The sequence below is a fragment of the Candidatus Chryseopegocella kryptomonas genome, assembly GCF_001536065.1.
Taxonomy (GTDB): Bacteria; Bacteroidota; Ignavibacteria; order Kryptoniales; family Kryptoniaceae; genus Kryptonium; species Kryptonium kryptomonas.
Genome location: NZ_CZVW01000004.1, coordinates 79,613 through 103,048 on the forward strand (window position 1 = coordinate 79,613; position 23,436 = coordinate 103,048).

The 23,436-nt window shown below is 36.4% G+C and carries 19 protein-coding genes; 7 read left to right on the forward strand and 12 right to left on the reverse strand.

Annotation, left to right across the window (positions count from 1 at the left end; genetic code table 11):
• Window positions 1-6 precede the first annotated feature (6 nt).
• The 7 genes from mraY to mraZ are packed head-to-tail and all read right to left on the reverse strand — an operon-like array spanning window position 7 to window position 7,716.
• Window positions 7-1,122, reverse strand: coding sequence for a phospho-N-acetylmuramoyl-pentapeptide-transferase (gene mraY / locus AWW83_RS02515; RefSeq protein ID WP_092347966.1), 1,116 nt, complete (start codon window positions 1,120-1,122; stop codon window positions 7-9).
• Entirely contained in the window at window positions 1,122-2,519 is a 1,398-nt protein-coding gene (locus AWW83_RS02520; RefSeq protein ID WP_092347970.1) for a UDP-N-acetylmuramoyl-tripeptide--D-alanyl-D-alanine ligase, read from the reverse strand. The genes mraY and AWW83_RS02520 overlap by 1 nt, the downstream gene beginning before the upstream one ends.
• Window positions 2,516-4,012 (reverse strand): UDP-N-acetylmuramoyl-L-alanyl-D-glutamate--2,6-diaminopimelate ligase, encoded by a 1,497-nt coding sequence (locus tag AWW83_RS02525; RefSeq protein ID WP_092347973.1) that lies wholly within the window; start codon window positions 4,010-4,012, stop codon window positions 2,516-2,518. The genes AWW83_RS02520 and AWW83_RS02525 overlap by 4 nt, the downstream gene beginning before the upstream one ends.
• A complete protein-coding gene (locus AWW83_RS02530) occupies window positions 4,009-6,057 on the reverse strand; it encodes a penicillin-binding protein (protein WP_092347976.1) in 2,049 nt (682 codons plus the stop codon). Before AWW83_RS02530 ends, AWW83_RS02525 begins: the two co-directional genes overlap by 4 nt.
• The gene (locus tag AWW83_RS02535; RefSeq protein WP_092347979.1) at window positions 6,054-6,341 is read right to left on the reverse strand and encodes an FtsL-like putative cell division protein; all 288 of its coding nucleotides are present in this window, start codon (window positions 6,339-6,341) and stop codon (window positions 6,054-6,056) included. The genes AWW83_RS02530 and AWW83_RS02535 overlap by 4 nt, the downstream gene beginning before the upstream one ends.
• Entirely contained in the window at window positions 6,338-7,270 is a 933-nt protein-coding gene (gene rsmH / locus AWW83_RS02540) for a 16S rRNA (cytosine(1402)-N(4))-methyltransferase RsmH (RefSeq protein ID WP_092347982.1), read from the reverse strand. Before rsmH ends, AWW83_RS02535 begins: the two co-directional genes overlap by 4 nt.
• On the reverse strand, window positions 7,270-7,716 hold the full coding sequence (mraZ, locus tag AWW83_RS02545) for a division/cell wall cluster transcriptional repressor MraZ (protein WP_092347984.1): 447 nt from the start codon (window positions 7,714-7,716) through the stop codon (window positions 7,270-7,272). The genes rsmH and mraZ overlap by 1 nt, the downstream gene beginning before the upstream one ends.
• 222 nt (window positions 7,717-7,938) lie before the next feature.
• Between mraZ and lexA the strand changes: the two genes are divergently transcribed.
• Window positions 7,939-8,571 (forward strand): transcriptional repressor LexA, encoded by a 633-nt coding sequence (lexA, locus tag AWW83_RS02550; RefSeq protein WP_159421083.1) that lies wholly within the window; start codon window positions 7,939-7,941, stop codon window positions 8,569-8,571.
• Here the strand turns inward: lexA and mfd are convergent.
• The 5 genes from mfd to mnmE all read right to left on the reverse strand — a co-directional run bounded on the left by mfd (window position 8,521) and on the right by mnmE (window position 16,870).
• Window positions 8,521-11,796, reverse strand: a complete 3,276-nt coding sequence (gene mfd / locus AWW83_RS02555) for a transcription-repair coupling factor (protein WP_092347990.1) — start codon at window positions 11,794-11,796, stop codon at window positions 8,521-8,523. The genes lexA and mfd overlap by 51 nt on opposite strands.
• A gap of 10 nt (window positions 11,797-11,806) precedes the next feature.
• Window positions 11,807-12,742 (reverse strand): N-acetylmuramic acid 6-phosphate etherase, encoded by a 936-nt coding sequence (gene murQ / locus AWW83_RS02560; RefSeq protein ID WP_092347993.1) that lies wholly within the window; start codon window positions 12,740-12,742, stop codon window positions 11,807-11,809.
• A 1-nt stretch (window position 12,743) separates the two neighbouring features.
• A complete protein-coding gene (gene rsmG, locus AWW83_RS02565; RefSeq protein ID WP_092347996.1) occupies window positions 12,744-13,466 on the reverse strand; it encodes a 16S rRNA (guanine(527)-N(7))-methyltransferase RsmG in 723 nt (240 codons plus the stop codon).
• Between the two features lie 68 nt (window positions 13,467-13,534).
• Window positions 13,535-15,424 carry a tRNA uridine-5-carboxymethylaminomethyl(34) synthesis enzyme MnmG gene (mnmG, locus tag AWW83_RS02570; RefSeq protein WP_092347999.1) on the reverse strand — a complete coding sequence of 630 codons (1,890 nt, stop codon included), beginning with the start codon at window positions 15,422-15,424 and terminating at the stop codon, window positions 13,535-13,537.
• Window positions 15,425-15,475: 51 nt separating this feature from the next.
• Window positions 15,476-16,870 (reverse strand): tRNA uridine-5-carboxymethylaminomethyl(34) synthesis GTPase MnmE, encoded by a 1,395-nt coding sequence (gene mnmE, locus AWW83_RS02575; RefSeq protein ID WP_092348003.1) that lies wholly within the window; start codon window positions 16,868-16,870, stop codon window positions 15,476-15,478.
• Between the two features lie 151 nt (window positions 16,871-17,021).
• Here mnmE and AWW83_RS02580 point away from each other — a divergent pair, with 151 nt between their 5' ends.
• Genes AWW83_RS02580 through AWW83_RS02605 form a run of 6 tightly spaced genes read left to right on the forward strand, consistent with a single transcriptional unit; the run spans window position 17,022 to window position 23,428 of the window.
• On the forward strand, window positions 17,022-17,657 hold the full coding sequence (locus AWW83_RS02580; RefSeq protein WP_092348006.1) for a TetR/AcrR family transcriptional regulator: 636 nt from the start codon (window positions 17,022-17,024) through the stop codon (window positions 17,655-17,657).
• Window positions 17,654-18,967: a TolC family protein gene (locus tag AWW83_RS02585; protein ID WP_092348010.1), complete on the forward strand. Its 1,314-nt coding sequence runs from the start codon at window positions 17,654-17,656 to the stop codon at window positions 18,965-18,967. The genes AWW83_RS02580 and AWW83_RS02585 overlap by 4 nt, the downstream gene beginning before the upstream one ends.
• 12 nt (window positions 18,968-18,979) lie before the next feature.
• The gene (locus AWW83_RS02590) at window positions 18,980-20,020 is read left to right on the forward strand and encodes an efflux RND transporter periplasmic adaptor subunit (RefSeq protein ID WP_092348014.1); all 1,041 of its coding nucleotides are present in this window, start codon (window positions 18,980-18,982) and stop codon (window positions 20,018-20,020) included.
• A 20-nt stretch (window positions 20,021-20,040) separates the two neighbouring features.
• Window positions 20,041-20,802 carry an efflux RND transporter permease subunit gene (locus AWW83_RS10105; RefSeq protein ID WP_092348017.1) on the forward strand — a complete coding sequence of 254 codons (762 nt, stop codon included), beginning with the start codon at window positions 20,041-20,043 and terminating at the stop codon, window positions 20,800-20,802.
• A gap of 14 nt (window positions 20,803-20,816) precedes the next feature.
• Complete coding sequence (locus AWW83_RS02600; protein ID WP_268761443.1) at window positions 20,817-23,138, forward strand: efflux RND transporter permease subunit; 2,322 nt, start codon at window positions 20,817-20,819, stop codon at window positions 23,136-23,138.
• Window positions 23,135-23,428, forward strand: coding sequence for a PG0541 family transporter-associated protein (locus tag AWW83_RS02605; protein ID WP_092348023.1), 294 nt, complete (start codon window positions 23,135-23,137; stop codon window positions 23,426-23,428). The genes AWW83_RS02600 and AWW83_RS02605 overlap by 4 nt, the downstream gene beginning before the upstream one ends.
• Window positions 23,429-23,436 lie beyond the last annotated feature (8 nt).

Here is a 23,436-nt window from a genome sequence, read left to right on the forward strand (position 1 = left end):
AATTTTTCATCTGATTTTAAATGTAACCAAACTTAAAACTGCAAAAATTATCGCAACAATGTAAAACCTGATTACGATTTTCGGCTCAGCCCAGCCCAGAAGTTCAAAATGATGATGAATTGGCGCCATCTTAAAAACTCTCCTTCCTTCTCCATACCTTCGCTTCGTATATTTGAAATAAAGTCGTTGAATTATTACGCTCAATGTTTCAATTACAAAAATCCCACCAAAAACAGGAAGAAGAAGCTCTTTTTTTATCATAACCGAGACAGCTCCAATTATCCCACCCAGAGCAAGCGAGCCCGTATCTCCCATAAAAACTTGCGCAGGATAAGCATTGAACCACAAAAAACCAAGAGATGCACCGACAAGCGCAGAAAGAAAAACAGCAAGCTCACCCGAACCACGAAGATAAATTATGCTCAAATACCTACTAAACTCAATATGCCCTGAAACATAAGCCATAACCGTCAATGTCAAAGCAGAAATCCCAACCGTTCCAATCGCAAGTCCATCAAGTCCATCTGTTAAATTCACAGCATTTGATGTCGCAGTTATTATGAAAACTATCACTGGAATGTAAATCCACCAGTAAACATAATCCCAGTTCAAATTTTTTATAAATGGCAAAGTTGTTATCGTCTCAATCCCATCAAATTCAGGCGAATTGTAAAGTATAACCCCAACTATCAAACCTATACTTATTTGCCCCATCAACTTGTATCTTGCTATCAAACCTTTTGGATATTTCTTAACAACTTTTAGATAATCATCAATGAACCCAACCACACCAAGCCAAACCGTTACAAGAATAATCAACCAGACATACATATTTTTCAAATCTCCCCAAAGAAGAACAGGAACGAGAATTCCAAGATGAATTATCAATCCGCCCATCGTCGGAGTTCCAGCCTTCGCTTTGTGTCTTTCTGGTCCATCTTCTCTTATCGTTTCGCCAATTTGATGCTCTTTCAATTTTTTAATTATCTTCGGTCCAAGCCAGAAACAAATGATCAAAGAAGTCAAAACAGCAAGACCACTTCTAAATGTTATAAATCTAAATGCGTCAAATCCCGGCGGTGCGTATAACTTGTTTATCCAGTCAAAAAGATAATATAACATTAATGCGAACCCTTAACTTTATTTGTAAATTTTTCAACGACTTCCTCCATCGCAACTCCTCTTGAACCTTTAACAAGAACGACATCTCCTCTTTCAACTATCTCAAAAAGATGATACACAAGCATATCTTTATCATCAAAATGAATTGCGTGATTAACTCCATTTAACGCAACCTCATAAGCAAAACGCATCGCATTCCCGTATGTTAAAAGATAATCAATCCCAAACTCAACAACCTTCTGACCAACTTCCCTGTGCGCTTCTTCGGTATAATCACCAAGTTCAAGCATATCTCCAAGAACCGCAATTTTCTTCCCCGAATTTTTCATCTGTTTTAAAGTTTTGAGAGATGCTATCATTGAATCTGGATTCGCATTATATGTGTCGTTTATTATCGTTATACCCTTGACCTTCAAAATTTCCATTCGCTTTGAAAATGGCTCATAAGATTGCAACGCTTTTTTCATCTGCGAAGGTGAAACTCCAAATTTCAACCCCACCGCAAATGCAGAAACAGCATTCATAACTATGTGCTCACCCGAAATTTTCAATTTTAAAATTTGCTCCTTCCCATTGAACTTAACTTTAAACTTAAACCTTGCAAAGTCATCAACTTCAAGAATTTCACCTTTCACATCCGCACCATCCGAAAATCCGAATGTAATTTTATTCCTGAATTTCTCTCCCATCTCTCTAACAAAAACATCATCAAAATTGACAAAAACAAAACCATCCTTCTCAAAAATATAATCAAACAATGAACCTTCTTCTTTTGCCACACCTTTTATATCTTTGAAAAACTCAATATGTTCTCTACCGATATTTGTTATCAAGCCATGATCTGGCTCTGCAACTTCACACAAATATCTAATCTCACCAAAATGATTTGTCCCGAACTCAATCACCGCAACCTGATGCGTTTTCCTCAATTTAAAAAGCGTCAATGGAACGCCAATTTGATTATTTAGATTCCCTTCCGATTTTAAAACTTTGTATTTTTGCCCCAGAACTTGTGCGATCATCTCTTTCGTCGTCGTCTTCCCATTGCTCCCTGCAATTGCAATAATTGGAATGTTAAAATCTTTCCTATAAGCATTTGCAAGTTTTCCAAGCGATTTCAATGTATCATCAACAGCGATCAAAGTTTTAGTTTTAAATTTATCTTGGTTCATTTTGAACCAGTCATAATTCACAACGCAAGCGATAGCACCTTTTTTAAAAGCAGAACCAACGAAATCGTGTCCATCAAATCTTTCTCCTTTTATGGCAAAAAATATCTCACCATGCTTTATCTTTCGTGAATCAGTTGAAACTCCTTTGATTTTCTTCTTCACAATTTTATCAAGGTTCAACTCCGCAACGAAACCCATTCTTTTTATGTGCTCAATTTCTATCAAGTCGTTTTCTCCTTTGTTTTAAAAAATTCCATAACAACCTGCCTATCGCTAAATGGAACTTTAACATCACCTATTACTTGATACTCTTCATGACCTTTCCCAGCAATTAAAACGATGTCTCCTTTTTGAGCCATTTCAAGCGCCCGCTCAATTGCTTCTTTTCTATCCACGAAAACATAATAAACTGAATCCTTCTTCACACCTTCAACTATATCAGAAATAATTTTCTCTGGGTCTTCAAATCTTGGATTGTCCGATGTTATAATCGTGATGTCGCTTTTTTCTGTTGAAATCCTTCCCATTATCGGTCTTTTCGTTTTATCTCTATCACCACCACAACCAAAAACAGTGATAAGTTTTCCACCACCTGCTTCTTTCTTTAACCTCAAAATAGTATCAATGCACTTCTCCAACGCATCTGGAGTATGTGCATAATCAATTATAACGGTGTAATCATCAGGAGAGATTATTTTTTCAAACCTTCCTTTGACATTTTCAACTTTCTCAATTCCATTTTTTATATCCTCATACTCAACGCCAAGAACATAGCCAACCGCAACAGCAGACAAAATGTTATAAACATTGAACTCACCGATCAACTTTGAATTTATCTCAAGCGATTTCTCCGTTGGAGTTTGAACAATTAAACTTGTCCCATTGAAACTTAACTTAACATCTTTAACCTTTACATCTGCCTTATCACTTTTTCCATACGATAATTTGCTCGCCCTCGTGTCAGAAACAATTCTTTCTCCATATTGGTCATCAACATTGTAAATCGCATACGCATTTTGATTTAACGAATCAAATAAAATTTTCTTCGCCTGAAAATATGCCTCAAATGTCCGATGGAAATCAAGATGATCTTGCGTTAAATTCGTAAAAACCCCAACATCAAACTCAAGTCCATAAACTCTATCAAGAGCAAGCGCATGAGATGAAACTTCCATCACACACGCACCAAATCCATTATCAACCATTTTCTTCAAAAACCTGTTTATTTCAAGTGATTCTGGCGTCGTTTGACCTGCGGGAATTATCTCATCCCCGATTACATAATTTATCGTTCCAATCAAACCTGTTTTTAATCCAGCGGTTTCAAGAATTGATTTTATAAGGTGCGTCGTTGTGGTTTTACCATTTGTTCCAGTAACCCCAACAAGTTTTAATTTTTTTGATGGGAATTCATAAAATGCGGAAGAAAGCAAAGCAAGCGCCTTCCTTGAATCATTTACAACAACTTTTGCAACACCTCTCTCAACAAAATAATTATCATCAATCAACCCATCATTTTCAAGCACAACTGCAACAGCACCAGCAAGCACTGCTTCTGGAATAAACCTGTGCCCATCAACATTTAATCCTTTTATCGCAACGAATAAATCACCCTCATCTACCTCACGAGAATCATAAACAATGCCTTTTATCTCAACATCTTCATCTCCGAGAAATTTTACAACTTTAATATGTTTAAGCAATTCTTTAAGTTTCATTTTTCAGCCGAAATTTCTTTTAAATCATCACGACAGTAAAGAACGCACTCCATTCCGTCGTTAATTTTTACTCCTGGCTTTGGAATTTGATCAACAACCCAGCCAGAACCGATGATTTTAACTTTCAAATTAAACACAGAAATTTTAGCAAGAGCGGAGCGAACACTTAAACTTCTCAAATCAGGCATTTGTTTGCCTCTATTTTTTTCGTCTTTTTGAGATTGAGATGATTTTGTGGAATTAAAATTTGAATTTTGATTTTGGACAATCTTCAATGAAGATGTTGCTGGTTCAACTTCAACCGGTGATAATTTAATCAATTGTTCCGCAATTTTTCTAAAAACAGGTGCTGCAACAACTCCACCTGCATAATTTTTCTTTGGTGACTCAAGCATAACAAAACAAACAAACTTTGGCTTTTCAACCGGGAAAAACCCAACAAAAGACGCTCTGTAATGCGACTTTGAATAAAATCCAAACTCATACATTTGAGCAGTTCCCGTCTTCCCAGCAATTCTTAAACCTTCAACCTTCGCTTGAACTCCCGTCCCATCATTTACAACATCTTCAAGTATTGATGTTAAAATTTTAGATGTCCTCTCCGAGATAACTCTTCTTACCATAACAACTGGAAAGCTCTTAACAACTTCTCCTTTTGAATTCAATATCTCACTCACAATTCTTGGCTGAAACAAAATTCCGCCATTTGCTATAACAGAGTAAGCCATTGCTATTTGAATTGGCGTCGCTCTTAACTCATAACCAAAAGACATAAAAATTTTCGTTGCCGGTGTCCATTTATCCGGCGTTTTCAATTCACCCCTTGATTCAGCAGGCAAATTTATACCCGTGTAAGAGCCAAAACCAAAATTTCTAATATGCTTGTAAAATTCCAACTTGTCAAGATCTAAACTTAACTTCGCCATACCTATATTGCTTGAATACTTCAAAACCTCCCTAAAATTCAAAACATCGTTTGGCTTGTAATCAATCACTCTTACACCACGAATTAAACTTTTACCGCCCTCAACATCAACCTTTGAATATAACTTCATCGTATCTTTTTCAAGCAAAAGTGACGCAGGAACAATTTTGAATGTTGAACCCGGCTCAAAAGCATCAATTATCGCCTTGTTTTTGAAATTTTCTGAATTATAAATCCAATAATTGTTCGGGTTGAAACTTGGATAATTTGCAAGTCCGAGAATATCACCAGTCCATGGGTCAACAACTACAACAACACCACTTTCAGCTTCAAACTCCTTCACCGCTTTTTCAAGTTCTGATTCTATTATCGTTTGAATTCCGACATCAATCGTTAATTTCAAATTATACCCGTCAATTGGTTCTTCCCTGTCAAATTTAACTTCAGCTCTTGCATCTCCAAGTGCGTCACGTGTTAATTTCATAAAACCATTTTTCCCTCTTAAAATCTCATCAAACTTAACTTCAACTCCCATCAACGCCTTTCCCTCACCGCTGACCGCACCAATAACATGACTTGCGAGATTATCATACGGATAAAATCGTTTAAATTTTTCAACCTTTATAATCCCTTTGTAAATTTCTTTTTCTTTTCTTGTTTTCAACCTGCTTAAAAACAAATTGAACTTTTCAAACGCCTCTGGGGAAATGTCCCTTACAAGCCAGACAAATCTTTTCTCACCACTTCTCAATTTTTCAAGATAATACTTTCTATCCCCACCAAATATATTTGCCAGATTTTCCGCAACATCGTTTAAATTCGCACCAACTTTTTTCAAATAATATGGATCAGCACCTATATCAGCGCTTATAAGATTCGTGGCAAGTATTTTGCCTTCTCTATCAAAAATCAATCCACGCTTTGCGGGCAACTCTATCGTTGTGTAATACTGAACATTTGAAATAGACGCATAATACGAATGGTCAAAAATTTGAACCTTAACAAGCTTCAATACAATAAGCACAAGGAAGAAAGTGAAAAGGTAAAACAAAAAATTCAACCTCGCATAAAATGAATTTGAAATCCGTCTAACATCGCTATTTTTAACATCAAAAGTCATCTTTTCAACTCAATTTCTTTCGGGTTTTTCTTTGGGAAAACAAGTCCAAGTTTTTGCCTCGCATATGGAACAATGTAATTTACTGAAATGAGCTTTTCATACTTTGCCTCAAGAAACAGCTTCTCCATTTTCAATTGCTCAAGCTGTTTTTCAAGTTTAATCATCTCATCAGCCCTTTTATCAACCACAAACGAATTCCATATATACGCAACTCCCAGCATTCCAACAAGAATTAAAAACACCAAAATTTTGACACCACTTATTTTTTCTCTTGGACTTTTCATTCTAACTCCAGAATTTTTTCACAAGCTCTTAATTTCGCACTTCTTGCACGTGGATTTAAGCTTATCTCATCCTCTTTTGGAGTAATTGGCTTTTTAGTTAAAATTTTCACAACCTGAACTTTTCCACACTTACATTCTCCTACATCTGGCGGACAGATACACTTTTTCTCATTGCTTTTAAAAAAATTTTTTACAATCCTATCCTCAAGCGAATGATACGAGATCACAACGATTCTCCCGCCTTTTTCAAGAACATCAATTGCTGACTCAAGCCCCATCTTTAAATTGTCAAGTTCTTTATTAACAGCGATTCTCAAACTTTGGAAAACCCTTGCAAGAACCTTCAACCTATATTTTTTACCCACAACTTTATCAATAATTTTAACAAGCTCGCCTGTTGTCTCTATTCTTTTCCTTTGCCTGTATCTTATGATTTCACGGGCTATAATTTTTGCCTTTGGCTCTTCACCAAATTTGAAAATTATATCCGCTATTTCTTTTTCCGAGCTCTCATTTAAAATATCACTTGCTGTTAAATCCGAACTTCTATCCATCCTCATATCAAGTTTTTCATCAAACCTATAACTAAAACCACCACCTTGATCAAGTTGATAAGATGAAACACCAAGATCAAGCAAAAAGCCAGATATTTTTTCTATCCCAAGTTCTTTCAAACTTTCCTTAACACTCGCATAATTTCTGTTAAGAATCAAAACCCTGTCTCCGTAATTTTTCAATCTTTCCTGCGCTATCTTCACAATTTTCGGATCAATATCAAAACCAATTACCTTCGCATTTGTTCTTTTTAAAATTTCCTCACTATGTCCACCAGCTCCAATTGTCCCGTCAACATAAATTCCATCATTTCTTGTTATCAAATACTTCATCGTTTCCTCAAGCAAAACTGGTATGTGAAAAGTTTTTTCCATCATTTCATTCCCAGAACTTTTTCTGCAATGCTTTCATAACTTTCAGGTTGCGTGTTAACATATTCCTGAAATACATTTGGATTCCATATCTCAATTCTATCAAGCGCACCAATTATCAACGCCTCTTTCTCTATTTTTGCAAATTCAAGAAGATTTTTCGGTATCATTATCCTTGATTGATTGTCAAGCGTGACTTCAACAGCCCACATCAAAAGAATTCTCACAAGCAAACGATGCTGCGGATTAAATGTATTTAATTCTTTTAATCTTCTCTCAAGTTTCTCCCACTCATCCAGCGGAAAAAGAAAAAGGCATGTCTCCGTTCCTCTCGTTATCACAAATGTCTCATTTGCTTCTGGCGAAAGATATTTCCGCATCCTCGCTGGAATACTCACTCTTCCTTTTTCGTCTACTGCGTATATGTAACTTCCTTTAAACGATGACATAAAAATTTATTTTTGTTCTACCACAATTCACCACAATTTACCACTGCACTTTAAATATATATTTTTATGCGCATTTGTCAAGACGATACCTAAAAGCAAACGCCTAAAAGCGTTATTTCGCTTTTACAATTTCAAGCCCAGCAATCCCCGATGCAAATCTTGACTTTTGAACAAATGTTCAGTATATTTTGTCAGCAATGAAAATAAACTTTGGAAGCGGAATTGAACAAAACGCTCACGAAAAAGCAAAATCAAGTTTTGGAATTTATCAAAGAATACACACTGAAAAATCTAAAACCTCCAACGGTTCGTGAAATCTGCAAAAAATTTAACATTAAATCAACAAATGCAGTTTACTCAATTTTAAAAGCACTTGAAAAAAAAGGTTACATCCAAAAACCTGACTCAAAAGCACGAAACATAATCATCAACAATTTCAAAATAAATTCCACACAAAATGATTTTGTTGAAATACCAATTATCTCAAACTTTAACGCTAAAAATCCATTTGCAATGTTCACAAATTTAAACGGCACTTTGAAACTTGATCCAAAAATTTTCCACAGCACATCCTCTTCTTTCGCAGTTGAAGTCACTGACGACGGAATGCATAAAATTGGAATTTTCAAAGGTGACATTGCGATCATAAATCAAAAATCAAATCCCAAAAACGGAAGTGTCATATTCGCAGTTGCAGGAAACGAAGGTTTAATTAGATACTTCAAAAACGAAAACGGAGAGATAAATCTCATTCCCTCAAGCAGAAGTTATGAGACGCTGAAATTTAAAGAAGGTGATGAAAATCTATGGATTGGTGGCGAAGTGTCTTTCATTATCAGAAAATTGAGTCATTAACTCCTCAAGCAATCCAAAAAACTTAACAAGATTTTGCTTCACCGAAGTTGAATATCTGAATTTCAAAACTAACCTCGTCTCTTTTCCCTTTTTCTCAAATTTCAAACTTGAACCCCTTGAAAAAACATCAACTATTTCTTTGAAAATTTCCGAATTCATAACTTCATCTCTTAAAACAACAACCACATTTTCTCTCCCAACCTCAACACGTTGAATTTCACATTTTTCCGCAAGACATTTGACTTTTGAAATTAAAATCAAATTCTCAACTTCATCAGGAATTTTCCCAAACCTATCCTCAAGTTCTTCTCTTATCGCATCAATTTCGTCAAGGTCTTCGGCATCATAAAGTTTCTGATAATAATTAAATCTTTCGGAATCAAGGTCAACATAATAATCAGGAATAAAGGCGCTTACATCTGCGGAGACGATTGCGTCAAATTTTTTCTTGATCTTTCTCTCATTTTTAAAAATGTCCTTAAATTCCTGCTCTTTCAACTCTTCAATTGCCTCTTCAAGTATCCTACAATAAAGGTCAAACCCAATTGAATTTATAAATCCAGTTTGCTCTTTTCCGAATAAATTTCCAATTCCACGTATTTCCATATCCTTTAAAGCAAGATTTAATCCTGAACCAAGTTCCGTAAATTCTTCAATTGCGGATAATCTGCGGATTGCATTTGTCCCGATAGATTCAACAGGTGGTATCAAAAGATAAGCATATGCTTGTCTATTTGAACGCCCAACCCTTCCACGAAGTTGATAAATTTCCGCAAGTCCAAATGTATGTGCATTGTAAATAAAAATTGTGTTAACATTTGGTATGTCAATCCCCGCTTCAATTATTTTAGTTGAAATCAAAATATCAAATTTTTGTTCAAGAAATTTCAACATTACCCTTTCAATCGCAGATGGTTTCATTTTACCGTGAACGATGTCAAATTTCAAATCTGGGACAATCTCTTTCAAAAATTTTGCAATATCTTCAATCTCTGCAATTTTATCAACTACAAAATAAACCTGTCCCCCACGACTTACTTCAAAATAAATTGCATTTCTAACAATATCTTTAAATTTCGGAGAATCAATGCTTATAATTTTCGTGATTATCGGCAGACGATTCGGCGGAGGCGTGTTAATTATTGACATATCCCTTGCTCCCATAAGCGAAAAATAAAGCGTCCTCGGAATAGGCGTCGCACTCAAAGTCAATGTATCTACATTTACTTTCATCTTTCTTAACTTTTCTTTCGCCTCAACCCCAAACCTATGCTCTTCATCAATTATCAACAAACCAAGGTCTTTAAATCTAATGTCATTTGAAAGCAACCTGTGAGTTCCAATAATTATATCAACTTCTCCGTTTTGTAAATCTTCAATTATTTTCAGCTGTTTTGATTTTGGGACTAACCTTGACAAAACCTCAACTCGCACTGGATAATTTTTCAATCTTTCGGTGAAAGTTTTATAATGTTGATGCGCAAGGATCGTCGTCGGGACAAGGACTGCAACCTGCTTTTTATCAAGGACAGCTTTGAAAGATGCTCTTATTGCGACTTCCGTTTTCCCAAATCCAACATCACCACAAATCAATCTATCCATCGGTTTATCGCTTTCCATATCCTGCTTTACCTCAATCGTTGCTCTTTTTTGGTCAGGCGTATCTTCATAAATAAACGATGCTTCCATTTCTTTTTGCAGATAATTATCAGGCGAAAATCTAAAACCTTTTACATAACTTCGCTTCGCATAGAGCCAGATTAAATCCCTTGCGACTTTTTTGATACTATCTTTTGTTCGCTCTTTTAATTTCTCCCACTCACCTGAACCAAGTTTGTTAAGTTTCGGGAGAATACCTTCTTCACCACGATATTTTTTTATCCTGTTGATATAGTTCAAATTCACATATAAAACCCCATCATCTGCATATTCAAGTCGGACTGCTTCTTGTTCAATGCCATTAACTTTTATCTTTTGAAGCCCAGCAAATTTCCCAATTCCATAATCAACATGAACAACGAAATCGCCAGGTTTGAGCATGTCAAGTTCGTGTAAAGTTATACCTTTGAATTTTCTATATTTGAGGAAATTGCGAGATTTTATTCGGTTAAAAATTTCATGCTCTGTTAAAATTGCAACTTTATCACGTGTTAAAATAAAGCCAAAATTCAACGCTCTCGGCTCAAAAATAATCTTCCCAACATTCTCAAATCCAATGGTTTCTTCAAGAAGTTCTCTCATTCTCTCAACTTGCTCAATCCCTTCACAAAGCAAGAAAATATCAAAGCCATTTTTCAGCAATTTTAAAACTTCCTCCGAAAACAAAGTAATACTGCTGTTAAAAAATGGTTGACTTTTTGAAGCCCAATCTATTAATTCCCCATCAAACTCCCCTGCTTCCAACCTTAAAACATTGATAAACTTTTTAAACTTGCGTCCATTAAAAATATCTTCATCAAGTGATTGAACGATCAGATTTTTATCTTCAACTATACAGATTGAATCGTCAAGCGTCTCATAAACTTTGACCATTTCCAATTTTGCACCAGATGTTAAACCTTTTTCAAACAGTTTCGGCATTATCACCGCCCTGTTCAAATTTCTCAACGATCTTTGTGTGAAAATGTCAAATTCTCTGATTGAAGCAATTTCATTATCAAAAAATTCAATTCTCAGAGGAAACTCTCCTGTAAATCCGAAGACATCAACGATGCTTCCCCTTACGCTATAATCACCCCTTGATTCAACATATTTTTTCCTCTCAAACCCATTTCTTGCAAGATAAGATAACAATTTCTCATAGCCAATTTTTTCACCCACCGATACGACGAATGAAAATGTGTTAAGTTCTTTGCTTAAAGGTATTTCCTCCTCAAGTTGATTCAATGAAACTATAAAAACTTTCCGTCCCTGAGTATATTCATAAGCAAATTTCAACTTCAAAACATCAACATCATCTGCAAGCATATCCTCCTCAGGGATGAACTCAAAAACATTTTCTTCACCAATGATTAAGCCCAAATCATCAGCAATTTTCCTCCCAAATTCTTCATCCTGAACTACAACCATAATTTTATCTTTTGTCATCTCAAACGCATACGCTACAATAAAACCAAAAAGAGAACCAGCGACATTTTTAAGGTTTAAAATTTCTCCACCGCCTTTAAAAAACTTGCCAAGTTCAACGAAATTATCTATTTGAAAAACTCTTTCAATAAACTTCATAACCGAAAAATTAAATTAAAGTTTTTCCTTCAATTGCTGCTCTTACAAAGCCATCTGCTTTTCTCAACCTTTCACGTGCTTCTTCAGCGGAACAACCAGTTTTTATCATGACAATTGCTGTTTTCGCATGCCCACCAGCTTCTTTCAAGTATCTCTCCGCTGTTTCGTAATCAACACCTGTGACGATCATAACAACACGCTTGGCTCTCTCTTTTAACTTTTCGCTCGTCATTTGAAGATCAACCATAAGATTTTCATAAACCTTGCCAATTCTTATCATCGCAGTTGTTGATATCATATTTAAAATCAACTTTTGTGCTGTTCCTGATTTCATTCTTGTTGAGCCCATTATAACTTCGGGTCCAACCTCTGGACAAATTGCGACATCAACAAACGGATAATTAAACTGTTCTCTTGGATTTGTGGTTATGAAAATTGTTTTCGCTCCAAGTTCTTTTGCTCTTCTTACAGCTCCAACGACATAAGGAGTTCTTCTGCTTGCTGCAATTCCGCAGACTACATCTTTTTCATTTACATTTTTTGCTTCAATATCTCTTGCTCCATCTTCTTCTCTGTCCTCTGCTCCTTCCTGTGCTCTGAAAACCGCCTGTGGTCCACCTGCGATAATTCCCTGAACCATTTCAGGATCTGTTCCAAAAGTTGGGGGACACTCAGCAGCGTCAAGTATTCCCAAACGACCACTTGTTCCAGCTCCAACATAAATTAATCTTCCACCTTGTTTGAAAGCCTGCACCACAAGTTCAACTGCCTGAGCTATGTAAGGAATTTCTTTTTCAACTGCATATGGCACTTTTTTGTCCTCATCGTTTATTATCTTCAAAATTTCAATTGTTGATTTTGAATCAATGTCCATACTTGCTGGATTTCTTTGCTCTGTGGTTAAGTTCAGAAGTTCATCAAAAAGTTCTTTTCCGGATTTCGCCATTTTATACCTGCTTTGTTGTTAATTTCAGAAGAACGACTTTTTTATCTTCAAGATTAACTTTTTCTTCGCCTTTAAAATTCAAATCAATTACTTCAACATTTGAAACAAGTTTTGTTTTAATTGCCGATTCAATTTCATTTCTTACATCGCCACCTTTGAAAGCGATAAGACAACCAGAATGAAGATAATGTTTTTCACCGATTTTATCCAAGAAATTTTTGTGGAAATTTGCAGGGTTTAAAAAGTCAATGCTCCACTTAACAAGTTTTTTGAGTTCCGCAACAGAGCGACAGATAACATAGTCAAATTTAGCTCTATAATTTTCATCTTTTGAAATCTCTTCTGCTCTTCCCCAAACCGCAACCGCATTTTTTAGATTTAACTCTTTGATAATCTGTGCAAGAGCATCAATTTTCTTTTTTGTTCCATCAAGAAGGACGAAGTGTGAAGTTTCATTTAAAATTGCCCATGGAATTCCGGGCAACCCTCCGCCCGTTCCAAGGTCAAGAATTAATTTCCCTGATTCTATTTCAACTTTAAACAACGGCAGAATGCAGTGAAGTATGTGCCTCCCCCAGATGTCCGTTTCTTTCCGTGAAATTAGATTTATCCTTTGATTAAACTCTTTCAAAAGTTTGACATATTCCTCAAACAGCGAAATTTTTTCTCGGCTAAATTTCAACCCGTTTAACTCACATACCTCAACAAATTCCTCAGCTTCCATACCTCTGCTCAAATTTTACTTAATAGCGTAGGACATCAAATGTCAAAAGTGTTTCACGTGAAACACTTTTAACCTTTCAAATAAACCATCAAAACAGATATATCCGCTGGTGAAACCCCAGAAATCCTTGACGCCTGACCTATTGACCTTGGTCTTACCTTCATAAGCTTTTCTCGTGCTTCACTTGAAAGCGATTTCACTTTCGTATAATCAAAATCCTCGGGTATCTCCATCGCTTCATATTTCTCAAATTTCTCAATCTCTTCAAGCTGTCTTTGGATATAACCCTCATACTTAACTTCAATCTCAACCTGCCTTAGAACATCTTTTCTCTTCAAAACTCTTTGTAAGATGTTATCAGATTTAAATACTTCAAGCTCAAACAATTCACTTATATTTACCTCCGGACGCTTTATCAACTGGTCAAGTTTTTCATTTTGTTCAAGTGGTTTTGAACCTATCCTTTCAAGATAAGAATTCACCTCCGCAGGTTTGACAGTTCTATTTTTGACAAAATAAAGTGCCTCTTTTATCATCTCTTCTTTTTCAAGCAATCGCTGATAAACATCGCTCGGAATTAAACCAAATTTATAACCATACTTCATCAATCTCCTGTCCGCGTTATCTTGTCTTAACATCAAACGATATTCAGCCCTTGATGTGAACATTCTATAAGGTTCATCTGTGCCTTTGTTGATCAAATCATCAATTAAAACGCCGATGTAAGCTTCACTTCGTTTCAAGATAAATTCATCCTCGCCTTTTATCTTGAGAGCAGCGTTTATCCCTGCAATTATACCTTGGGCTGCTGCTTCTTCATATCCTGATGTTCCATTTATTTGACCAGCGAAATAAAGACCTTCAACAAGTTTTGTTTCAAGAGTAAGTTTTAACTGGTGAGGTGGGAAGAAATCATATTCAACAGCATAACCTGGACGAAGCATTTTTACATTTTCAAGCCCAGGGATCGTTTTTAAACCCGCAAGTTGAATTTCAACAGGTAAGCTTGTTGAAAAACCATTAACATACATAACATGTGTGTTCCTGCCCTCTGGCTCAAGAAATATCTGATGTCTTTCTTTATCCCTGAAGCGATAAACTTTATCTTCAATTGATGGACAATATCTTGGACCACGACCTTTTATCAAACCCGTAAAAAGCGGAGAACGGTCAAAACCCTTTTCAAGTATTTTGTGTGTCTCTTCGTTTGTGTAAGTTAGATAACACGGAATTTGATCTTTTATTATCTCTTTTGTCTGAAAAGAAAATGGTTCAGCATCTGGATCACCGGGCTCAACCTGAACTTTTGAATAATCAACGGTTCGCGCATCAATTCTTGGTGGAGTTCCTGTTTTCAATCTTCCGCTTACAAAACCAAGTTTTACGAGCGATTCAGTCAAACCAGTTGCAGCTGGCTCACCAAATCTACCTCCAACTCTACTTACAAGACCGGTATACATCTTCCCATTTAAAAATGTCCCTGCTGCAATGATCAAAGCTTTACACGCAATTTTTATATCAAGCCCAGTCCTTATACCCACAACTTTCCCATTTTCAACAAAAATTTCAGTGACGACATCTTGCATTATATCAAGTCCTTCTTGTGCCTCAACTCTCCTTCTTGCCTCCAACGAATAGAGTTCGCGATCGTTTTGAGTTCTCAGCGACCAAACTGCTGGACCTTTTGACTTGTTCAGGACTCTATATTGAATTGCAGTTGCATCGGCGATTTTCCCTATTTCACCACCTAAAGCGTCAATTTCTCTGACAAGATGTCCTTTGGCAGTTCCACCCACCGCTGGATTACAAGACATACGTCCAATTGCGGTTATATCCATTGTCATAAGAAGTGTCTTCATTCCCATTCTTGCTGAAGCAAGCGCTGCTTCTATTCCGGCGTGCCCACCGCCGACGACTATGACATCGTAAATTTCATCTATTGTTGGGTTTATTATCATCTCTTTAACAAATAGATTTTGTTTTCAAAATGTTTCACGTGAAACACTTTTTTACTTGCCAATGCAAAACTTTGAGAAAATGTTATTTAAAATATCATCGGTTGTCACCTCACCGATTATCTCGCCAAGATGATTAAGCCCAGCTCTTAAATCAACCGCAACGAGATCACCGCTCATTCCTTCTTCAAGCGACTTCAAAGCATACTGCAAACTCTGTTTCGCTTTGACAAGTGCATCTCTATGTCTTACATTTGTCACTACAACGCTCGCATCCGTCCTGTTCGTTCCAAGAAATGATTGCTCAACCATAAGCTTTTTAAGTTTATCAAGCCCTTGACCTGTTAAAGCAGATACATAAACAACAGGAAAATCTCCCAAAACTTTCTCGTTTTGAATCTGCTTACCATTTAGAAGATCAACTTTATTAAAAACAACAATGCATCTCTTTGATTCATTCATCGCAAGGTCCAAAACACGATTATAAAGTTTAATGTCATCTTCATCAATCTCATCTGTTGAATCTATGACAAGGAGTATCATATCGGATTTTTTCATCTGCTCTTCCGCTCTTCTTACACCCTCCTGTTCAATGATGTCATAAGTTTCCCTTAAACCAGCCGTGTCAATAACTCTAAAAAGAACGCCCTCAATGTTCAAACTCTCTTCAATTATATCACGTGTTGTCCCGGGAATATCGCTTACGATCGCCCTATTTTCATTCAGCAAGGCGTTTAACAAACTTGATTTTCCAGCATTTGGTTTTCCAGCTATCACAACCTTAATTCCTTCGCGATAAATTTTCCCAAATTTAAATGTTTCAATTAACTCATCAATCTCTGAAATAGCATCTTTTATTTTTTTCGCAAGCTCCGGTTTATCAACAAATTCAAGGTCTTCATCAGCAAAATCAAGTTCAAGCTCAACAAGCGAACAAAGATTTATAAGATCATCTCTCATCTTTTTGATCTTGTTTGAGATAGAGCCCTCAAGTTGTGAAAGAGAACTTTGATACGCAAGCTCTGTCGCAGACCTTATTAAATCAGCTATCGCTTCCGCTTGCGATAAATCAATCCTGCCGTTTAAAAAAGCTCTCTTTGTAAATTCCCCGGGTTGTGCAAGTCGTGCTCCAGCTTCAAGAATTGTCTCAAGAACTTTTCTTGTGACAAAAATTCCACCGTGACAGCTTATCTCAACTGTATCTTCACCTGTGTAAGAGTGTGGAGCTCTAAAAACAGTCGCAACAACATAATCCACAACCCTGCCTGATGCATCAACTATCTTTCCGTAATGTGCAGTGTGCGTTTTAACCTCTTCAAGTTTCCTTTTCCCTCTGAAAACTTTATCCGCAATTTTTATCGCATCTTTTCCACTTATTCTTATCACCGAAATTCCTGCCTCCCCTATCGCCGTTGAAATCGCTGCAATTGTATCTTCAAGATACTTCATTTCCTAAAAAGGATTAAAAATTTTTGGTATGTTTTTGTTTTCAATTTAAAAAACAAAAGCGATAAATCAAAATGAACTTATTGGTCAAAATTTGACTTTTTAGTCAAAATGTATTATATTAGGTCAAGTTAAACAAAGTTGAGATTAAAAATTGGCGAAATCAAAAAGACGAGAAATAATCAAGGAAAGGCACAAACAGGAAATAATGGAATCAGCAATTCGGCTCTTTGGAAGCAAAGGTTATAAAAACACCACAATTGAAGAAATTGCCGAGGAAGCTCAATTCAGCAAAGGAGCAATTTACTCTTACTTTGAGAGCAAGAAACATCTCTTTGACGAAATTTTGAAATCTCTATTTGACAAGGTTGAATCATTTGCAATTGAAGCAAAAAACATAAAAAGCGACGCAAGAGAAAAATTAAAAGTTTATGCACTTAACACAATGAATTATTTTCTCAACGAAGGCAAATACTCATTTCATGTGATGATGCAAGCGATAATGCAGATGGAAGCAGAAGAAAAAGAGACAACAAGAGCTTATGTTATGGAACGGCTTCATCAAATCTCAAAAATTTTAACTGATATAATTAAAACCGACATAAAAAACGGCAAAGTGAAAAACATTGACCCGAATTTGATAATTATGGCTTTCAACGGAATGCTTCGTGATGTGATATACGGATGTCTCCACGGAAACACTGTTAATTTGGAAACAGATGAAATTGTTGAAATGATACTTGAAATCATTTTTGAAGGAATTTCAAAAACAAAGGATAAAGCAAAATGAAAAAATTAATTTTTCTCTCATTGTTTCCGATATTTTTGTTCGCACAAACTCAAATACTCACGCTTGATGATGCGATAAAAATAGCACTTGAAAACAACAATCAAGTTAAAATCGCACAACTTGAACTTATAAAATCAGATGAAAAGCTCGTTGAGGCAAGAGCTGGGTTAATACCTCAAATCAACGCATCAGGCACTTATTCAAGATATCTGAAAAAGCCAGTTCTCTTTCTCCCTCCTGACTCGCCATTTGGAAGAATGACAGGTGGAGTTATTGAAATCGGTTCAGATAATTCATACCTTGGCTCAATTTCACTTCAAATGCCAATTTTTTCGTGGAGTGTTTATTCAAGCATAAGAAGTGCGAGCAAAAGCAGGTTGATCGCAGAGCAAGCTTACAAAAGTGCAATTTTAAAAACGACAAGCGATGTAAAGAAAGCTTTTTATGGTGTCTTGCTTGCAAAAGAAGTATATAAAATCACAAAGATGCGACTTGAACTTGCGGAAGATAATCTCAAAAATGTTGAAAAAATGTATCGCCAAGGAATTGCATCCGAATACGATTATGTCAACGCACAGGTTCAATATCAAAATTTGCAACCTCTTTTAATTCAAGCGGAAAATAATCTTGAAATTGCGAGGAATGGACTTAAACTTGCTCTTGGGTTAGATGTTAAAGAAGATATTGATGTATCTGGAGAAATGGAAATTAACAATTTCCCTGAACTTAACTTTGAAACTGCTCTTAAAGAACTTTACGAGAATAATCCTGACTTGAAACAGGTTGAATATCAAGTTGAGCTTTCAAGAGAGCTCGTCTCTCTTGAACTTTCTGGTCATATGCCAATGCTTCTTCTTACGGGAAACTTTCAATATCAAACACAGGCGAATCATTTCAACTTTAATCAATACAGATGGATAAGGACAACCTCTGTTGGATTACAAATTCAGATTCCAATTTTCAGAGGTTTTGGGACGCAGGCAAGGGTTGATCAAGCCAGGGCATCGCTTCAACAATCGCTTGAAAGATTAAGTTTTACAAAACAGGCGCTTGAAAACGAGCTAAAAAACACCATTTACAAAATTGAACAATCAAAGAAAAGAATTGAAGCACAGAAGAAAGCAGTTGAACTTGCTGAACTTGGCTATAAAATTTCACGAAAAAGGTTTGAAAGCGGTGTTGGAACACAGCTTGAAGTAAGCAATGCAGAAGTAAATCTTGCGCAGGCGAAGTTAAATTATCAACAGGCAATTTATGATTATTTGACCGCTTTGAGCGATTTTGAAAGATTAACAGGCAAAACAAAATAATTGAGGTGAAAAATGAAAAAACTAATTTTAAGCACTTTGCTCTTTATCTTTGCAATTTCAATTTTTGGATGCGCATCAAAAAGAGAAAATCCGAAGGCAAATAACCTGAATGACGAAGCCGTGCCAGTTAAAGTCGCAAAAGCAACGATGAAAAATTACGATATAATCCTTGAATATGCTGGAACTGTTGAACCGTATCAGAAAGCCAGAATTGGTGCGCAGATGTCTGGAACAATTGAGAAAATTTATGTTAAAGAAGGTGACTTTGTTAAAGAGGGACAATTGCTCGTTCAAATGAACACACAGCAATTAACACAGGCGAAAATTCAATATGAACTTGCTGAATCTGATTATAAACGAATGAAATCACTTTTTGAAACTGGTTCAATTCCCGAGCAACAGCTTGAAAGAGCAAAGGCAACCTATGAATCCGCAAAAGCATCTTATGAACTCATGCTTTCAAACACGCAGATACGAGCTCCGTTTGACGGGATAGTTACAGAAAAACTCATGAACGAAGGCGAGGTCTTCACACTTGTCCCGGCTGGCGGAGGAAGTCCCGGGATAATCACATTGATGAGAATGGATGTTGTTAAAATTAAATTAAGCATCGCTGAAAAAGATTTCCCATTGATAAAATTAAATCAACCAGCGGAAGTTTATGTTGATGCATACCCGGATAAAGTTTTCATCGGCAAGGTTGCTCAAAAGAATCCGGCTGTAAGTTCATTGTCAAGAACTTTCACAGCAGAAATTGAAGTCACGAATCCGCAACTTTTGCTCAGACCCGGTATGTTTGCAAGAGTTAGAATTAAAATTGGGCAAGGTCGTGGGATTATAGTTCCAGAATCTGCCATTGTTCCGCTTCCGGGATCAAATGTCAATTATGTTTTTATCGTTCAAAACGAGACAGCGTTAAGAAGAAATGTAACTCTTGGAAGAAAGTTTGACGGTGAAGTTGAGATTTTAAATGGAGTCAATGAGAATGACTTTGTTGTAACATCTGGTCAAGCAAAACTTGCCGATGGAACGAAAGTTAAAATCGTTGAATAAAAAATTATGGAGGTGCAAAAATGAATTTACCAAAACTTGCTGTAAATAGACCTGTCACAGTTATAATGTTTTATATGGCTCTTGCGGTTTTAGGAGCATTTGCGTTTATGCGACTTGCGGTTGACCTGCTTCCAAAACTTGAACCGCCTGCAATAAGTGTCGTTACAATTTACCCCGGCGCATCTGCTGAAGATGTTGAACAAAAAGTGACAAAACTAATTGAAGAACAAGTCAGCACAATCAACAATGTTTCAAAAGTTACTTCAAGTTCAAAAGATAACATATCAATTGTGACGATAACATTTAACTGGGGAACAGACATAGCTGAAGCGACAAATGATGTAAGAGACGCAATTGATAGAGTTAAAAGAAGATTGCCTGATGATGCAGAAGAGCCATCAATTTTTAAGTTCAGCACATCAACATTACCGGTTATGATGATCGGAATTAATTCAAGTGAAAGTTTCCCAGGGATTAACAAAATTATAGAAGACAAAATTGCACAACCATTGCGTCAGGTTCCGGGAGTTGGTGCAGTATTTGCCATCGGCGGTCCGCAAAGAGAAATTTTGATCAAAGTTGATCCGAAAAAACTTGAAGCATACAACTTAACAATCCCACAAATTGCGCAAGTCCTTCAGGCTGAAAACCTATCTCTACCTGCGGGCGTCATCAAAGTTGGTTTGAAAGAATATAATGTTCGCGTACCCGGAGAATTCAAAAACATTGAAGAAATTAAATCAACGTTATCGGGAATTATCAGGGTGCTCTTGTTTATTTAAGAGATGTTGCAGATGTGATTGATACTATAAAAGAGCAAACGCTTTATGTAAAAATTAACAATACGCCGGGTGTTTTGCTTTTCATCCAAAAGCAGGCAACTGCAAATACAATTGAGGTCGTTGAAGCTGTAAAAAAAGTTTTACCCAGAATTCAGCAAACACTTCCAAAAGATGTGAAACTTAACATAGCTTTTGACTCATCCGATTTCATCAGAAACTCAATCAGAAACCTTAGCAATGCGGTTGTCTACGGTGCTGTTTTCGTCATTTTGATTGTTCTTCTCTTTTTGAGAAAAATCAGAGCAAGCTTAATAATCATCCTTACAATCCCATTCTCACTTATTGTTGCGTTTATAACGCTTTATTTAATTGGTGGAACGATAAATCTCATTTCGCTTTCATCTCTTGCGATTGCGGTTGGAATTGTCGTTGATAATGCGATCGTCGTTCTTGAAAACATAACGAGACATATTGAAAGAGGCGAAAACCCGAAGACAGCATCTGTCATCGCATCTAATGAGATTGGACTTGCGATTTCGGCTTCATCGCTTACAAACATAGCTGTTTTCTTTCCACTTGCGTTCTTGACTGGAATTGCGGGATTTCTCTTCAAAGAGCTCGGTTATCTTGTGACGGTTATGGTTATAACTTCACTTCTTGCATCGCTTACTTTAACCCCAACACTTGCATCAAAATGGCTAAAACCACAAGAAAAAATAAAAAACAGGTTTCTTTCAAATCTTTTTGATGCAAGCGAGAGATGGTTCAAATCAATTGAAAACTTTTACGGCGGAATAATATCTTGGGCTTTGAGACATAAGTTAATTGTCGTCTTAATTGCGTTTGTTCTTTTCGCTGGTTCGTTTATAATTTTTAGATTTGTTGGATTTGAATTTTTCCCAGCAAGCGACACGGGACAAATTCAGGTTGTCGCTCAACTTCCAGTTGGAACGCGACTTGAAGAATCAATTAAAGTTGGTGAGCAAATTCAACAAATTGTCCGCGAAGAAATCCCCGAAAAATGGAGAAGATATATCTTTATGAGAGCAGGAACAACTGAGCAAGGTTTTGCGACGATAACAGGTCAGGTTGAAGGAAATAATGTTATAACCGTCGGTGCGAGATTGGTTCCTTTAAAGGAGAGAACGATGACGGTGCAAGAACTTGGTGCCAAAATTAGAGAAAGAGTTAAATCAATTCCCGGAATTGAAAAATTTGAAATCTCGCGCGGTTCGGACTTTCAAGCTCTGCTTTTCGGCGGTGGAAAACCTTTAACAGTTGAGGTTACAGGATACGATTTGAATTTGACTTCAAAAGTTGCGGAACAAATAAAATCAGAACTTGAAAAAATTCCAGGTGCAAAAGATGTCCAGATTGGAAGAAGTGGTCTAACTCCTGAGATAAGGATTGAAATTGATAAGCAAAAGAGCGCTTCTCTCGGACTTAACACTGCAATGATAGCTACAACGATAAGATCAAGCATTTACGGTCTTAAAGCAACAAGTTATAAAGAACTTGGCGATGAATACGATATCACAATTCAACCTGGCTCGGATTTGAGAAACAGTATATCGTATTTGAGCGAGATACCTGTTAGGACATTAACAGGAAACATCGTCAAGATTAAAGATATAGCAAAAATCTATGACACATATTCGCCGATTGAAATCCAACGCAGAGATAGACAAAGAATTATACCTGTTGGAGCAAATGTTGAAGGCAGAGCGATTGGAGATGTTGTGAAAGATTTGCAGGAAAGAATAAAAAATCTTGACATACCGCCAGGGGTTGAAATAAAATTTGCAGGTCAAGTTGAAGAACAAGCAAAAGCTTTCTCAGACCTTTTCCAGGTTTTGATACTTGGAATCATTTTGACATATATGATAATGGCATCACAGTTTGAATCATTGCTTCATCCGTTTGTCATAATGTTTGCAGTTCCGTTTGCTTTTACAGGTGTTGTCCTTGGACTTCTCTTGTTCGGAGTTCCATTTGGTCTTACCGCATTTATGGGACTTATAATGCTTGTTGGAATTGTCGTAAATAATGCGATAGTTCTCGTTGATTACACAAACCTTTTAAGAGCAAGAGGGTATGAAGTTTATGAAGCTCTGGTGACAGCAGGAAGAACGCGACTTCGCCCTGTGCTTATGACAACTTTGACGACAATTCTTGGAACTTTACCGCTTGCAATTTTCAGAGGCGAAGGTTCGGAACTCTGGCGTCCGCTTGGTATAACAATGCTTGGTGGATTGACATTTTCAACCTTGATAACGCTTGTTCTTGTTCCAACAATTTATTCAATTTTTGAACATAAAAAGGTGGAGGTTAAATGAAACTCGTAATTCTTGTATTCAATCAAGCGCTTGAAGATGAAGTTTTAGATGTTTTTGAAAAGTTAAAAATTCGCGGATACACGAAATTAAACGATGTCTATGGACAAGGTTCAAACAATGGTGAGCCACATATGGGAACGCATGTATGGCCAGAAATTAACACTTTAATTTTAACTGTCGTTGAGGATGAAAAAGTTGAAAATCTTTTGAACGAGGTGAAAATTCTTGACAGAAGGTTTGAAGATGAAGGGATGCATGCGTTCGTTTTAAATGTTGAAAAAATGATTTAAAGAAGAGG

Bases quoted from the DNA above. Each gene is read 5' to 3' on its own strand.
- mfd (WP_092347990.1), bottom strand. From the start codon at position 11,796: ATGAAGTTTATTGAAAGAGTTTTTCAAATAGATAATTTCGTTGAACTT.
- murQ (WP_092347993.1), bottom strand. From the start codon at position 12,742: ATGGCGAAATCCGGAAAAGAACTTTTTGATGAACTTCTGAACTTAACC.
- AWW83_RS02535 (WP_092347979.1), bottom strand. From the start codon at position 6,341: ATGAAAAGTCCAAGAGAAAAAATAAGTGGTGTCAAAATTTTGGTGTTT.
- AWW83_RS02585 (WP_092348010.1), top strand. From the start codon at position 17,654: ATGAAAAAATTAATTTTTCTCTCATTGTTTCCGATATTTTTGTTCGCA.
- mraY (WP_092347966.1), bottom strand. From the start codon at position 1,122: ATGTTATATTATCTTTTTGACTGGATAAACAAGTTATACGCACCGCCG.
- AWW83_RS10105 (WP_092348017.1), top strand. From the start codon at position 20,041: ATGAATTTACCAAAACTTGCTGTAAATAGACCTGTCACAGTTATAATG.
- mnmE (WP_092348003.1), bottom strand. From the start codon at position 16,870: ATGAAGTATCTTGAAGATACAATTGCAGCGATTTCAACGGCGATAGGG.
- AWW83_RS02530 (WP_092347976.1), bottom strand. From the start codon at position 6,057: ATGACTTTTGATGTTAAAAATAGCGATGTTAGACGGATTTCAAATTCA.
- AWW83_RS02605 (WP_092348023.1), top strand. From the start codon at position 23,135: ATGAAACTCGTAATTCTTGTATTCAATCAAGCGCTTGAAGATGAAGTT.
- AWW83_RS02525 (WP_092347973.1), bottom strand. From the start codon at position 4,012: ATGAAACTTAAAGAATTGCTTAAACATATTAAAGTTGTAAAATTTCTC.
- rsmH (WP_092347982.1), bottom strand. From the start codon at position 7,270: ATGGAAAAAACTTTTCACATACCAGTTTTGCTTGAGGAAACGATGAAG.
- mnmG (WP_092347999.1), bottom strand. From the start codon at position 15,424: ATGATAATAAACCCAACAATAGATGAAATTTACGATGTCATAGTCGTC.
- AWW83_RS02590 (WP_092348014.1), top strand. From the start codon at position 18,980: ATGAAAAAACTAATTTTAAGCACTTTGCTCTTTATCTTTGCAATTTCA.
- mraZ (WP_092347984.1), bottom strand. From the start codon at position 7,716: ATGTCATCGTTTAAAGGAAGTTACATATACGCAGTAGACGAAAAAGGA.
- rsmG (WP_092347996.1), bottom strand. From the start codon at position 13,466: ATGGAAGCTGAGGAATTTGTTGAGGTATGTGAGTTAAACGGGTTGAAA.